We start from the raw sequence: 12,021 nt of genomic DNA, 5'->3' as shown, positions 1-12,021 counted from the left end.
CCGCCGAAAAAACGGTGCCAAAATGACGGTGACAACACCAGGAGTGATACATGGCCCTCGCCCGCACCAAAATCCTCGCCGGCCTCGTCGCCGTCGGGGTCGCCACCAGTGGTGGCCTCATCGCCGTCCAAGCGGCGAACGCCCAGCCCGCCGTCAAACACGTCGTCGACGGCGACACGATCGTCGTGAAGGAAGGCTTCAGCACGTATACCGTGCGGCTGCTGAACGTCGACAGTCCGGAGACCAAGCACCCCGACAAGGAGGTGCAGTGCATGGGTCCGGAGGCAACCGAGTTCTTGCGCAAGAAGCTCCCGGCTGGCACGGCGCTGCGACTCGAATACGACGTCGAGCGCGATGATCGGTTCGGGCGCCGGCTCGCGGGAGTGTTCGTCGGGGACCAGCTCATCAACGCCGAAGTCGCGCGCGAGGGCTTCGGCATTCCCGTCGTTTTCGGCCAAAATCGCAAGTTCTATGCCGACGTCAAGGCGGCCGCCGACGAAGCTCAGGCGCAGCAGCGCGGTGTGTTCGACCCGGCGCGCGACTGCACAATCGCAGCCCTCGCGACGGCGGTGATGTCCCAGCAGCCGATCGCATCGCAGCTCAGCGGCGAGCTGGAACAGGATGTGACGACGAGCGGCCACAACGCGGCGGCGCTCGCGGCCATCCTCGCGGCCTATGAGGCGCTCGATGGTGCGACGTCGCACCGCAATGCGTTGTTCGCTAACGAGTGGGGACGCACCTACCACGCGAGCCTGGTGCGCAAGGCGCGCAGTGAGGTCCTGGAGCCGGCGCAGCGCGACGCGCAGCGCTTCGATCAGGCCCTTGACGCCGCCAAGGAAGAAGCGATGCGGGCAGAGCAGGCTCGGGAGGCAGCGGAGCGCGCTGAGGCAGAACGCAAGGCCGAGGAAGCGCGCAAGGCTGAAGAAGCGCGCAAGGCCGAAGAAGCGAAGCGGGCGGAGGACAACCGTCGGGCCGAGGAGAAGCGAAAGGCCGAAGCGAAAAAGGCTCCGAAGCCGGCGCCGAAGAAAGCGCCCGCGCCGAAGAAGGCGCCCGCGCCGAAGAAGGCTCCGGCGCCGAAGCCTGCTCCCAAAAAGACGCCCCCGAAGGTGACGGGCGGCTGCTACCCGCACGGCGTGGCGCCCCCGGGCTACAACGGCCCGCGGTGCTACAAGCCCGGCGGCAAGACGTGGTGCGTGTGCTCCAAGCGCGGCTAGGACACGATGCGCTGCAGGCGGGCGAGCGCTACCCGCTGCTCGGGATCCGCTAGGCGCGGATCGTCCGGCTCCTTACCAGCGAGCACGGCCGCGAAATAGCGCCGATCAGCCGCGAGGCGCTCGCGCGCATCCGAGCCGACGCTGCCATGGCCCGGCACGATGAGCGCCGTCTGCTCGACGTACGGCTCGAGCGTGTCCAGCCCCGCCAGGTACGCGTCGACGTCGTCGGGCGCGAAGGGCAGCGGCGTCGCTCAGCATGTCGCCCGCGATGAGGATGCGCGGCTCCGGCATCGCCGTATGGCCGGGCGCGTGGGCGTCGTGGGTGATCCAGGTGCACGAGGTGGTGCGGTAGAGCCGGCTCGTGGCGACGGCGACGCCCGGATCATGCCCACGACTCCCGATGCGCGAATTCGGCAAACGAGATCGGATCGCGCCCAAGGACGCGCCGCACGTCGTCGGTGAGGCCGGCCGCCAGCCCCAGGCGCGCCGTCGTGTAGATGGCCGCCGTCACCATCGGCAGCGGCATGCTGCGCCGAGCATGCCAGCAGTAGCGCCGCCGCCCGCGGGCACCATGATCTCGTCGCGATCGCGGATATCGGCGAGGTGCGTCGTCGAGAGATTGAAAAAGGATGCGGGCACGAGCGTGTAGCTTATGCCGGAGGATTCCAGGTAGGACTCGATCGCCGCATGCGGCACGACGCGGTTCTTTTCCGCGCCCTGCAGCGAGAGAAAGACGACGTGCTTGGCGTCGCGAAATCGAACCCCGAGCGGCGCGAGGCCTCCCGCACCTCGGCGCCGGCGGCGCGCAAGGATGTGGCGACGGCCGCGCCGACGTTGCCACGCGCGCCCGTCACCATCCGCGAGCCTCGATGAACGCCTGCACGCAGGCGCGCACGTCGGCCTCGCTGTGGCCCGCGGAGAGCTGGACGCGGATGCGCGCCTGGCCCCTCGGCACGACGGGGAAGGAGAAAGCGATGACGTACACGCCGCGCTCGAGCATGGCGTCGGCGATCTCGGTGGCACGCCGGGCGCCGTCCTCCCCTGGGAACATGACGGCCGTGATCGGGTGCGATCCCGGCAGAATCTCGAAGCCGGCCTCCGTCATGAGGGAGTGGAAGAGCTCGGTGTTGCGCTTCAGCTGGGCGCGCGCGTCGTCGGCCGCACGCGCGAGCTGCAGGGCCCGCAGTGATCCGGCGACGACGCTTGGCGCCACGGCATTGGAAAACAGGTAGGGCCGGGCGCGCTGGCGCAGCAGCTCGACGACGGGGCGTGGGCCCGCGACGAAGCCACCCGAGGCGCCGCCGAGCGCCTTACCGAGCGTGCCGGTGATGATGTCGACGCGATCCATGACACCGAGCAGCTCGTGCGTGCCGCGCCCATGCTCACCCACGAAGCCCGTGGCGTGGGAGTCGTCGACGATGACGAGCGCGCCGAACTCGTCGGCCAGGTCGCAGATCTCATCGAGCGGCGCGTAATAGCCATCCATCGAGAAGACGCCGTCGGTGACGATGCCGATGCGGCGGGCGCCGGCGTCCTTGGCCTCCTGCAGGCGGGCGCGCAGCTCGCTCATGTCGGCGTTCGCGTAGCGCAGGCGCTTGGCCTTTGTCAGCCGGATGCCGTCGATGAGAGAGGCGTGGTTCAGCGCATCGGAGACGATCGCGTCCTCGGGCCCGAAGAACACCTCGAACAGGCCGCCGTTGGCGTCGAAGCAGGAGGAGAACAAGATGGCGTCCTCGGTGCCGACGAACTCGGCGATCGATTCCTCCAGCTCGCGATGCTGCGTCTGGGTGCCGCAGATGAAACGCACCGAGGCCATGCCAAAGCCCCACTGCTCGAGCGCGTCCTTGGCGGCGGCGACGATCGATTCCTCGTCGGCGAGCCCCAGGTAGTTGTTCGCGCAGAAGTTCAGCGCATTGCCGCTCGTCGTCGCGATGTAAGCGGACTGCGCGCTCGTGAGCTGCCGCTCGCGCTTGGTCAGCCCCGCGGCCTCGATCTCGGCAAGCTCAGCCTCGACGTCGGAAAGAAAAGTCATGATTCTCCTAGCTATTTCGACCAGTCCATAATGACCTTGCCGCACGTGCCTGTGGCCGCGGCGGCGAAGGCCTCCTCGAAGTCCTCGGCGGCGAAGCGGTGCGTGATGACGCCGCGGATCGCCTCGCGGAAGGACTCGGAGGACTCCATGCAAAACGTCATGTGGTACCAGGTGTCGAACATGTCGCGCCCGTAGACGCCCTTGATCGTGAACATGTGCGTGATGACCTTGCCCCAGTCGATAGGGAAGGGGTCCTTCGGCAGGCCGAGCATCGCGATCCGGGCGCCGTGCGTGCAGTTATCGAGGATGTCGGCCATCGCCGAGGGCACGCCGCTCATCTCCATCGCGACGTCGAAGCCCTCGCGCATGCCGAGCTCGTTTTGGACGTCGCGCACGCTGCGTTCGGCGACGTTGACGGCGACGGTGGCGCCGGCCTTGCGGGCGAGGTCGAGGCGGAATTCGGCGACGTCGGTGACGACGACGTTACGCGCCCCGGCATGCTTGGCGATCGCGGCGGCCATGCAGCCGATCGGGCCCGCGCCAGTGATGAGGATGTCCTCGCCGATCATGGGCGTTTGCAGCGCCGTGTGGAACGCGTTGCCGAGCGGGTCGAAGATCGCCCCAAGCTCCGGATCGATCGCGGGCGGCTGCACCCACACGTTGGTTGCCGGAACGACGACGTAATCGGCGAACGCGCCATCGCGGTTGACGCCGATCGAGTTGGTGCGGATGCACATGTGACGACGCCCCGCGCGGCAGTTGCGGCACCGCCCGCACACGACGTGCCCCTCCACGGACACGCCCATGCCGACCTTCAAACCATCATCGCCCTCGGCGACGTCCGGACCGATCTCGACGATCTCGCCGTAGAACTCGTGGCCGATCGTCAGCGGCGGCTTGAGCATCGAGGCGGCCCAGTCGTCCCAGTTATAAATGTGCAGATCGGTGCCGCACAGCCCTGCGCGTAGCACTCGAATCTTGACTTCGCCCGGGCCCGGATTCGGCTCCGGGATGTCCCTGAGGACGAGCCCGGGGGCTGCCTCCGCTTTGACCAGTGCGCGCATGATGCTCCTTACGTGCGCGGGCCGCGTGTCGGCTCGCCGGTCACTATCTTAGCGATGTAACTCCCGGACAAAGGTTGGCGCGTTGACGAGCGTGTCCATCACCGGGCAGTGCGTCTCCATGAAGTCGAGGGACGCCTCGAGCTCCTCGTGTCGGCCTCAATGTAGAACCGCTCGGTGATCGTCTTGCCGCGGGCTTCGATGCTGGCGGGAAGAGGCTTCTCGGATTCTTGGAGGCAGTCATGGAAACGCTCACGATCATAGGGCTGGTCGCGGTAGCCATCGTGACGGTGCTACGGCGGCAAGCCCGCCCACAGCACGTAGCGCCTGGGGCGGTGGCACACCCATCGGCTCCGTCGACGTCGGCACCCTCATGTTTGCCGACGGCGCGCTGCTCGCCGTGCACATCTGCCTGCTCGTGCTGCCCGATCAGCTGGAGGTCTTCGAGCAGGAGACCGTGCCCACCGGCTCGTCGCTCGCGGTGCTGCCGTACGCGGACTAGAAGCCGGAAAAGTCCAGCGCGAGCGTGCCGTCGTCGCCGATCGTGACGGGCACCTCGATCATCTCGAAGACGTGCGAACAGGAGCGGTGATCCGGCTCCCAGGTATCGTCCTCGCTCCAGCGCCACTTGTAGTCCATCTTCATCTCGCCGCCGTCGATGAGCACGACGCCGTCGTCGAAGGAGATGGCGGGCTCCCGCAGCCAGCGCCGCTCGATCGCGGTGACGGCGTAGCCCGGATCGGACATCGCTAGGACGGTTTCGCAGCCGGCGGGGTGGACATCATGCACGTGGCGATGCGCTCGTTGACCTGGGCGATGGCATCGGTGCTGGCGGCCGGCGTCCAGGACTGGTAAAACGCCACCTCTGCGGGAGCCGCGCCGGGCACGACGACGACCGTCTGCGGCGAGCCGAAGCTGAGGTAGTCCGTGCCCTCGGGCGCATCGAAGATATAGCTGCCGGGCAAGACGGCGAGCACGTCGGAGACAGCGACGCTCGTGAGGTTGACCTGGGCGCCGTTGACGCGCGACGCGGTGGCGGCGCCGCTGACGTGGATCGACTGGCGCGGCCCGCTCGTGAGCGTCCAGTCGTCGAAGAAGATATTGACCGTGCCGCTCTTGCGCAGTTCGAAGGAGACGGGATAGCGCTTGGCGTCCATGGTGAGGGAGGCGTCGACCGTCGCGGTTTTCTCACCGATGCGCACGGCGGCGCGGTAGATCTCGTCGGTGAGGAGGACTCGTTCGGCGCTGGTGACGTCCGGATCGAGCAGCGCGATCGCGTCCGTGGCGCGGCCCTCGACGAGCGTCGCGAGATAGCTCTCGACCCGGCCTTGCGGGCCGTACGTCGTTCTCGCCAGGTGATCGCGGATGAAGTAACGGGCGACCAGTGAAACGATGACAGCGGTCGTGATGACGACCCCGGTGCGAACGCCGCGTTTGATAGTTGCCCCTCAGTAAATCAACGCTTCACCTTTGCGCCGCTGCGGGAGCTGTGGGTGGGACAACGGGCCCCGAGATTTGGAGGGTTCAGCCACGCCCAAATGTCCCACGCCATGGATGACGCGGGACATGGAGCGGGTGACGGGAATCGAACCCGCGCTACCAGCTTGGGAAGCTGGAGTTCTACCATTGAACTACACCCGCGTGCGTCGTCAAGTATAGCGGGTGCTGGCGGAAATTACTTCTCCACGTCGATGACGAGCCGGTAGGGGTCTGTTAGTTCCGTGACCCGCACGGGGCCCTCGTGGGTGAGGCCGATGACGATCTGGCTCATGCCCTCGAACGGGCCGACGGATTCGATCTGGGTGAAGGTTTCGGTGCCGGGCACCTCGCCGAAGGGCCGCGTCTTTGCTTCTTCGGGCATGAGAATGCCGGCGAGGCGAATGTCGAGGATCTTCTCGCCCGTGACCTTGATCGGCTCGCCCTTGCCGTCGGAGATCGCCTCGGTGACGTAATCGAGCGAGTAGCCGACCGACGCATCCTCCGTGCCGCTCGCGTCCTCGGAGAACTCGATGACGAGGCGCGCGAAGTCCTCGTGCTCGCCGGCGCGGATGTCGGTGATGAGGCGGGAGGTGTTCAGTGCGGGGAAGTCGTTGCCCTTAAGCGGTGCGGCCTGGAACGGATCGGCGGCTGGGGTGGTCTCGGTGGCAGATGGGGAGGTCTCTGCTGGGGGCGTAGTTTCGGTAGCGGGGGACGTCTCGGCTGGGGTGGTTTCGGTAGCGGGGGAGGTCTCGGCTGGTGATGTGGTGGCGTTGCATCCAGCGAGGAGGGCTGCTGCGGCGATTATGCTCCAGCGTTTCATGGGGGCGATGATAGCGGACCTTTTCGCGTCGAGATGGCAGAATCGAAACGTGCTTCTCTCCGATCGTGACATCCGCCGTGAAATCGATACTGCGCGCATCAAACTCGACCCGTTGGACCGCGACATGATTCAGCCGGCGTCGATTGATGTGCGGCTCGACCGGTACTTCCGGCTTTTTGACAATCACAAATACTCGGTCATCGACCCGGCCGAGGAGCAGGAGGGTCTGACGCGCTTCGTTGACGTTGGGGGTGACGAGCCGTTCGTCCTGCATCCTGGGGAGTTCGTGCTCGGTAGTACGCACGAGCACCTGACGCTGCCCGACGATATCGCGGCGCGGCTGGAGGGTAAGTCCTCGCTGGGGCGGCTGGGGTTGCTGACACATTCCACGGCCGGGTTCATCGATCCCGGGTTTTCGGGGCACGTGACGCTCGAGCTGTCGAATACGGCGACGATGCCGATTCGGCTCTACCCGGGGATGAAGATCGGGCAGTTCTGCTTCTTCCGGCTCACCTCGCCCGCGGAGCGGCCCTACGGCGCCGGCGCTAGCGGGTCACGCTACCAGGGGCAGCGCGGACCGACCGCGAGCCGCTCCCACCTCGGGTTTTCGCGCATCCGCGTCGGGGATTAGGCTGTGGCGGATCTGCAGCTCGCGCTCGCCGCGGCGCGCGCCCACCACATCCTGGTAGTGCCCGAGGGCGTGGGCTACGCGGACATCCATGCGCTCGCGGCGTCCTACTTCCCGGACGTCTATCCGCAAGACGAGTACACGTTCGCGCTCGCGGCCGACTACAGCATCTCGGGCGCCTACGGCTTGGCGAGCGAGATCCGGCGCGAACTCGATATTCCGGCCTGGGCGCACGCCGCTTTCGTCGCCCACGTGCCGCCCGATCGGGGAGCGGCGCTGCCCAGCGAGCTCGCGGGCATCGATCCCGTCTGGGACGCCTACCCCGAGGGGCTGCCCCAGGGCGAGGAGGCGCGGGCGCTAGATTTCTTCCGCGCAGCGGCGAGGCGGCTTGGGGGAGCGCTCGTCCTCGCGGGCGGGTCGGTCGTCGTGCCCGATCCCGACGAGCGGCCAGACTTGAGCGTGTATTCGCCGATCTGGCTCGATCCGGACACGCTGGATGCGCGACTCGCGCCGATTCTTGCGGGTGCGCGCAGCTCGCTGCAGGATGCCGACAGCTATGAGTTGGCCGAGGACGTCGTGCTCGATGCGTACAGCATCTATGCGCCCATCGCCGGGGGGCAGATCAGCATCGAGGTGCAGGCCGAGGAGTTTTTGCCGCCCTCGATCGCGGCGTTTGACTGGGCGGCGGGAGGTGCCGTCGCCTACGCTGTGCGCTTCATTGCCGAGAACGAGGATCAGCGGCAGTTGAGCCTTGCGCAGCGGCGCGAGCGCTCCGCGGCGGCGCGCGTCATCGAAGCGGCGTGCCGCGCTATTGTGGCGCTCGCGCCCGGCGTCGTCGCGGATGATGACGGGTTCCTCGTCGATATCCAATAACCGGCAGGATCGCGAGGGCGCCGATGGCGGCGAGCGCGGAAAAATTCGTGTAGGCCATGACGGGCCCGGAAATCGCAGCGCCGAAGGCCGCGACGGCGTTCATTGAGAGGTCGCCGAAGCCCTGGACGTAGGGGCGCTGCGCGGGGGCGACCGCGTGAGTGAGCATCGCGGCTGCGGGCACGGTGATGGCCGACCAGCCGAGGCCCAGGAGGAATAGCGCGATCGCGACGCCGATCATGGCGCCCGCCCAGATGAAGGCGATCACGCACGAGAGCAGCTGGATGGCCGCGCCGATGAGGATCATGCGACGCGCGCCCAGGCGGTCCGAGCCCCAGCCGAACAGCGGCGCAAAGGCCCACATGCCCGCGACGTGCAGCGAGATGATGACGCCGATGACGCCGAGGCTGTGGTCGGAGTGGTGCAGGTGGACGGGCGTCATGGTCATGATCGAGACCATGACGAGGTGGGCAAGGACCTGCGCGATGAGGGCGTCGCGCGCGGCCGGGACGTGCGCGATTGCGCGCCAAGCAGGGCCGAACGCGCGGCGGCGCTGGGCGTGAGTGGCGGCGGGAGCGGCGGTGGCTTCGAAGCGCTGGGCGAGCAAGAGCGGATCGGGGCGCAGGAAGACGACGATGAGCACGGTCGTCAGGGCGGCTAGCAGCGCGGCGATCGCGAAGGCTCCCGCGAACGGATGCCAGCCGAAGACGCCGCCGAGCGCCGCCCCGGGCTCGGCGAGCGAGGGGCCGAGGACGGCTCCCACGGTGCCGGCCCACACGACGAGCGAGAGGGTGCGGGCGCGGCGATCCGGCTCGGCCAGGTCGGCGCCCGCGAATCGGGCCTGCAGGCCCGCGGCCGTGCCGAAGCCCATCGCAAGCATCCCTGCGACGAACAGCGGCGCAGAGGTGAACTGCGCAGATAGGGCGACGAGGCCCGCACCCAACGTCGCGACGCTAAAGGCGAGTCCCAGCGCCGCGCGCCGGCCGCGGTTGGCGGCAAGGGCCGCGAGCGGCATGGCAACGAGCGCCGCGCCGATCGTCATGGACGCGCGCGCAATACCGGCCCACGCCTCCGAATGCGTGACCTCGGCCGCGAGCAGCACGCCCACCGATGGGCCAACGCCGATGGCTAGCGAAGACAGTACCTGGGAGGCGGCAAGCGTCGTGACCGAGCGACGACGAGCCGCCGCAACCTCCGGGCGGCGCTGCCAGGTCATGTAGCGCGGCGCACGGCGTCGAGCATGAGGGTCGCGACGTCGCGCACCTGGATCTCATCGCCGTTGGCCGCGGCGCCGTCGGAGAGCATCTGCGTGCAAAATGGGCAGGCCGTCGCCACGATATCGGCGCCCGTGTCGGCCGCTTCCTTCGCGCGCACCTGGTTGATGCGCTCGCCAATGCTCTCTTCCGTCCACACGCGCGCGCCGCCCGCCCCGCAGCACATGGCGCGATCGCCGTGGCGTGGCATCTCAACGACGCTGGTGGCGACGTCGCCGACGAGCTCGCGCGGCGGCCGGTAGATGTCGTTGTGGCGCCCGAGGTAGCACGGATCGTGGTAGGTGATGGTGCCGGCCTCTGGCGGCGCGAGCTTCAGCGCGCCCTCGCGCACGAGTCGGTTCAGCAGCTGCGTGTGGTGGACGACCTCGTAGGTGCCGCCCAGCTGCGGATATTCGCGTCCCAGGGTGTTCAGGCAGTGCGCGCAGCTCGTGACGATCTTCGTCGCCCCGAGTTCGTTCAGCACCTCGACGTTTTGCGCCGCGAGCATCTGGTAGAGCACCTCGTTGCCGGCGCGCCTCGCCGGATCGCCCGTGCAGGACTCGCCATCGCCCAGCACCGCAAAGCGCACGCCCGCGGTCTGCAGCAGCTCCGCGACGGCCCGCGTCGTCTGCCGCGCCCGCGCGTCATAGGCCCCCGCGCAGCCGACCCACATGAGGTAGTCGACCTCGTCCAGCGAGTCGATATCCACGCCCGCGACGAGGACGTCGAGCCCCTTGGCCCACTCCAGGCGCTTGCGCGCGCTCTGGTTGTACGGGTTGCCCTTCGTCTCCAGCGAGCGAAACATCCGCGAGAATTCCTGCGGGAACGCCGAGGACATGAGCACCTGGTAGCGCCGCAAATCGGTGACGTGATCGATGTGTTCAATATCGACGGGGCACATCTCCACGCAGGCGCCGCACGTCGTGCAACTCCACAGGACGTCCGGATCGATCTGCAGCGCCGCCTCGAACACGTCCGTCGTCTGATCGCGCAGGTCCATAATCAGGCCCTTGGGCGTGAGCGGCTTGCCGGTATTCCACGCCGGGCACACGTCCTGGCAGCGCCCGCACTCGGTGCACGTCGAAAAATCGAGCAGCCCCTTCCAGGTGAAATCGCCCGGGCTGCCCACCCCGAGCGTGGCGTCCTCGTCGAGCTCCTCCATCGTTTCCGCCGTGAGTTCGACGCCGTCGACGACGAGTGGATGGATCGGCCCGAGCGCGGGGGTGCCGTCGAGGTTGCGGCGCGCATAGACGTTGACGATCGCGAGGAAACGGTGCCAGGCGATGCCCATCGTCGGTTGTAGGCCGACGACGATGAACCAGGCGTTGGACACGAAGATCTTGGTGAGCGCGACGATGGCGATGGCGCGCGCGAGCGCCTCGAGGCTAAGGCCCGTGGGGGCGAGCCAGGCCGTCGTCGGGAAATGTGCGAGGCTCGCGCCGGGCAGCTGCGCGGCCGACAGGTAGGCGTACTCCAGGGCACGCAGCGCGATGATGCACACCGCGACGGCGCCGATGACGCCCTCGACGAAGAACGCCTGCCACTGGCTGGAGCCGAAGAAGCGCGAGGAGCGGTCGTGCGGCAGGTTCTTCAGCCGGATGACGACGAGGGCCGTGATCGCGATCAGGCACGCCCAGGCGATCAGCTCGACGGCCCATTCATACGGCGGGAACTGGCCGATCAGCGGTAGCGCGAAGGCGGGGTTGGTGAGCTGGAAGAAGCCCGCGAGCAGCGTCAGGAACAGCGCGGGGAACGAGATCATGACGAGCCAGTGCGCGACTTTCACGACGGGCTTGTGGGTGAAACGGCCGTGGCCGAGGATCTCCTTGAGCGTCAGCCAGGCGCGTGCGCCGACGGGGCGGAGGCGATCGGCGTCCTTCCCCTTGCGCAGCCGCGCCACGATGCGGATGACGCCCGAGGTGAAGACGGCGACGCCGATGAGGGTGGCAAGCAGGGCGATGAGCAGCATTTACCGCACCCAGATCGAGCCGGCGGCGGCGAGCGAGAGGGTGAGCGGCTCGGGCGTGGTGGCGACGGCCACCTCGAGCAACTGGGCGGCGGCGATGACGTCGGTGACGCGCACCTGCGCGCCGAGCGTCAGACCCGATTTTTCGCACCAGCGCAGCAGCTCGGGCGCTGCGTCGGACACGCGCACGATCTCGGCTTCGCGGCCGGGGGCAAGTTCCGCGAGGCTAATGACGTGCTCGGGACATTCGGGCAGCGAGCCGTCGGCGCGCGGGATGGGATCGCCGTGCGGGTCGACGGCCGGGTTGCCAAGGGCGCTCGCCATGGCGTCGATGAGCCGATTGGAGGCACCGTGCTCGAGGGCCTCCGCCTCGTCGTGGACCTCATCCCAGGTGTAACCAAAAACGCGCACGAGGTAGGTCTCCAGCACGCGGTGGCGCCGGATCATCGTCACCGCGGCGGCCTCGCCGCGCTCGGACAGGCGAATGCCGCGGTAGGGCTCGTGATCGACCAGGCCCTGGGAGGCAAGGCGCTTGATCGTCTCGGACACCGAGGAGGGGGCCAGCCCGAGCGAGCGGGCGAGCGAGCCGATGGTGACGGGGTCCTCGCTCCATTCGCTCAGCGCCCAAATCACCTTGAGGTAGTCCTCGGTCGTGGAAGAGAGCATAGCTCGATCCTATCCGGCTCGATCCATTACAA

At 68.0% G+C, this 12,021-nt stretch carries 16 protein-coding genes and 1 tRNA gene; 5 read left to right on the top strand and 12 right to left on the bottom strand.

Annotated elements, in window-relative coordinates; genetic code table 11:
- The first annotated feature begins 50 nt into the window (after positions 1-50).
- Complete coding sequence (locus tag MUN85_RS05355) at positions 51-1,214, top strand: thermonuclease family protein (protein ID WP_250505734.1); 1,164 nt, start codon at positions 51-53, stop codon at positions 1,212-1,214.
- Here MUN85_RS05355 and MUN85_RS05350 read toward each other — a convergent pair.
- The 3 genes from MUN85_RS05350 to MUN85_RS05340 form a co-directional block, all read right to left on the bottom strand.
- Positions 1,211-1,372 carry a hypothetical protein gene (locus MUN85_RS05350; protein WP_250505733.1) on the bottom strand — a complete coding sequence of 54 codons (162 nt, stop codon included), beginning with the start codon at positions 1,370-1,372 and terminating at the stop codon, positions 1,211-1,213. The genes MUN85_RS05355 and MUN85_RS05350 overlap by 4 nt on opposite strands.
- Before the next feature lie 224 nt (positions 1,373-1,596).
- The gene (locus MUN85_RS05345) at positions 1,597-1,740 is read right to left on the bottom strand and encodes a hypothetical protein (protein ID WP_250505732.1); all 144 of its coding nucleotides are present in this window, start codon (positions 1,738-1,740) and stop codon (positions 1,597-1,599) included.
- Positions 1,722-1,910: a hypothetical protein gene (locus MUN85_RS05340; protein ID WP_250505731.1), complete on the bottom strand. Its 189-nt coding sequence runs from the start codon at positions 1,908-1,910 to the stop codon at positions 1,722-1,724. The genes MUN85_RS05345 and MUN85_RS05340 overlap by 19 nt, the downstream gene beginning before the upstream one ends.
- Here MUN85_RS05340 and MUN85_RS05335 point away from each other — a divergent pair.
- Entirely contained in the window at positions 1,902-2,087 is a 186-nt protein-coding gene (locus tag MUN85_RS05335; protein ID WP_250505730.1) for a hypothetical protein, read from the top strand. The two genes, MUN85_RS05340 and MUN85_RS05335, sit on opposite strands and share 9 nt — an antisense overlap.
- Here the strand turns inward: MUN85_RS05335 and MUN85_RS05330 are convergent.
- Positions 2,065-3,246, bottom strand: a complete 1,182-nt coding sequence (locus tag MUN85_RS05330; RefSeq protein WP_250505729.1) for a glycine C-acetyltransferase — start codon at positions 3,244-3,246, stop codon at positions 2,065-2,067. The genes MUN85_RS05335 and MUN85_RS05330 overlap by 23 nt on opposite strands.
- Positions 3,247-3,257: 11 nt before the next feature.
- On the bottom strand, positions 3,258-4,310 hold the full coding sequence (tdh, locus tag MUN85_RS05325) for an L-threonine 3-dehydrogenase (RefSeq protein ID WP_250505728.1): 1,053 nt from the start codon (positions 4,308-4,310) through the stop codon (positions 3,258-3,260).
- Positions 4,311-4,680: 370 nt separating this feature from the next.
- On the opposite strand from tdh, the gene MUN85_RS12685 reads away from it, so the two are divergent.
- On the top strand, positions 4,681-4,809 hold the full coding sequence (locus MUN85_RS12685; RefSeq protein ID WP_284500948.1) for a hypothetical protein: 129 nt from the start codon (positions 4,681-4,683) through the stop codon (positions 4,807-4,809).
- On the opposite strand, the gene MUN85_RS05320 is transcribed toward MUN85_RS12685, so the two are convergent.
- From MUN85_RS05320 to MUN85_RS05305, 4 genes are all read right to left on the bottom strand, one after another.
- On the bottom strand, positions 4,806-5,096 hold the full coding sequence (locus MUN85_RS05320) for a hypothetical protein (RefSeq protein WP_250505727.1): 291 nt from the start codon (positions 5,094-5,096) through the stop codon (positions 4,806-4,808). The two genes, MUN85_RS12685 and MUN85_RS05320, sit on opposite strands and share 4 nt — an antisense overlap.
- A complete protein-coding gene (locus MUN85_RS05315; protein ID WP_250505726.1) occupies positions 5,057-5,509 on the bottom strand; it encodes a hypothetical protein in 453 nt (150 codons plus the stop codon). Before MUN85_RS05315 ends, MUN85_RS05320 begins: the two co-directional genes overlap by 40 nt.
- A 365-nt stretch (positions 5,510-5,874) precedes the next feature.
- Positions 5,875-5,948 (bottom strand) — tRNA-Gly (locus MUN85_RS05310).
- A 34-nt stretch (positions 5,949-5,982) separates the two neighbouring features.
- Entirely contained in the window at positions 5,983-6,606 is a 624-nt protein-coding gene (locus MUN85_RS05305) for an AMIN-like domain-containing (lipo)protein (protein WP_250505725.1), read from the bottom strand.
- Positions 6,607-6,655: 49 nt separating this feature from the next.
- On the opposite strand from MUN85_RS05305, the gene dcd reads away from it, so the two are divergent.
- Positions 6,656-7,237: a dCTP deaminase gene (gene dcd / locus MUN85_RS05300; protein WP_250505724.1), complete on the top strand. Its 582-nt coding sequence runs from the start codon at positions 6,656-6,658 to the stop codon at positions 7,235-7,237.
- A 3-nt stretch (positions 7,238-7,240) separates the two neighbouring features.
- A complete protein-coding gene (locus MUN85_RS05295; protein WP_250505723.1) occupies positions 7,241-8,107 on the top strand; it encodes a hypothetical protein in 867 nt (288 codons plus the stop codon).
- On the opposite strand, the gene MUN85_RS05290 is transcribed toward MUN85_RS05295, so the two are convergent.
- From MUN85_RS05290 to MUN85_RS05280, 3 genes are read right to left on the bottom strand one after another with little or no spacing between them, the layout of a single operon-like run.
- Positions 8,043-9,320 (bottom strand): MFS transporter, encoded by a 1,278-nt coding sequence (locus MUN85_RS05290; RefSeq protein WP_250505722.1) that lies wholly within the window; start codon positions 9,318-9,320, stop codon positions 8,043-8,045. The genes MUN85_RS05295 and MUN85_RS05290 overlap by 65 nt on opposite strands.
- Entirely contained in the window at positions 9,317-11,326 is a 2,010-nt protein-coding gene (locus tag MUN85_RS05285) for a (Fe-S)-binding protein (RefSeq protein WP_250505721.1), read from the bottom strand. Before MUN85_RS05285 ends, MUN85_RS05290 begins: the two co-directional genes overlap by 4 nt.
- Positions 11,327-11,989: a metal-dependent transcriptional regulator gene (locus MUN85_RS05280; RefSeq protein ID WP_250505720.1), complete on the bottom strand. Its 663-nt coding sequence runs from the start codon at positions 11,987-11,989 to the stop codon at positions 11,327-11,329.
- Positions 11,990-12,021 lie beyond the last annotated feature (32 nt).

Source organism: Bowdeniella massiliensis (genome assembly GCF_023634005.1).
Taxonomy (GTDB): Bacteria; Actinomycetota; Actinomycetes; order Actinomycetales; family Actinomycetaceae; genus Bowdeniella; species Bowdeniella massiliensis.
This window is presented reverse-complemented; position numbering and strand designations above follow the sequence as displayed.

What these genes read in the sequence shown, in the direction of transcription:
- MUN85_RS05355 (WP_250505734.1), top strand. Translation starts at nt 51, where the DNA reads ATGGCCCTCGCCCGCACCAAAATCCTCGCCGGCCTCGTCGCCGTCGGG.
- MUN85_RS05345 (WP_250505732.1), bottom strand. Translation starts at nt 1,740, where the DNA reads ATGCCGCTGCCGATGGTGACGGCGGCCATCTACACGACGGCGCGCCTG.
- MUN85_RS05335 (WP_250505730.1), top strand. Translation starts at nt 1,902, where the DNA reads ATGCGGCACGACGCGGTTCTTTTCCGCGCCCTGCAGCGAGAGAAAGAC.
- MUN85_RS05330 (WP_250505729.1), bottom strand. Translation starts at nt 3,246, where the DNA reads ATGACTTTTCTTTCCGACGTCGAGGCTGAGCTTGCCGAGATCGAGGCC.
- tdh (WP_250505728.1), bottom strand. Translation starts at nt 4,310, where the DNA reads ATGCGCGCACTGGTCAAAGCGGAGGCAGCCCCCGGGCTCGTCCTCAGG.
- MUN85_RS12685 (WP_284500948.1), top strand. Translation starts at nt 4,681, where the DNA reads ATGTTTGCCGACGGCGCGCTGCTCGCCGTGCACATCTGCCTGCTCGTG.
- MUN85_RS05305 (WP_250505725.1), bottom strand. Translation starts at nt 6,606, where the DNA reads ATGAAACGCTGGAGCATAATCGCCGCAGCAGCCCTCCTCGCTGGATGC.
- MUN85_RS05290 (WP_250505722.1), bottom strand. Translation starts at nt 9,320, where the DNA reads ATGACCTGGCAGCGCCGCCCGGAGGTTGCGGCGGCTCGTCGTCGCTCG.
- MUN85_RS05285 (WP_250505721.1), bottom strand. Translation starts at nt 11,326, where the DNA reads ATGCTGCTCATCGCCCTGCTTGCCACCCTCATCGGCGTCGCCGTCTTC.
- MUN85_RS05280 (WP_250505720.1), bottom strand. Translation starts at nt 11,989, where the DNA reads ATGCTCTCTTCCACGACCGAGGACTACCTCAAGGTGATTTGGGCGCTG.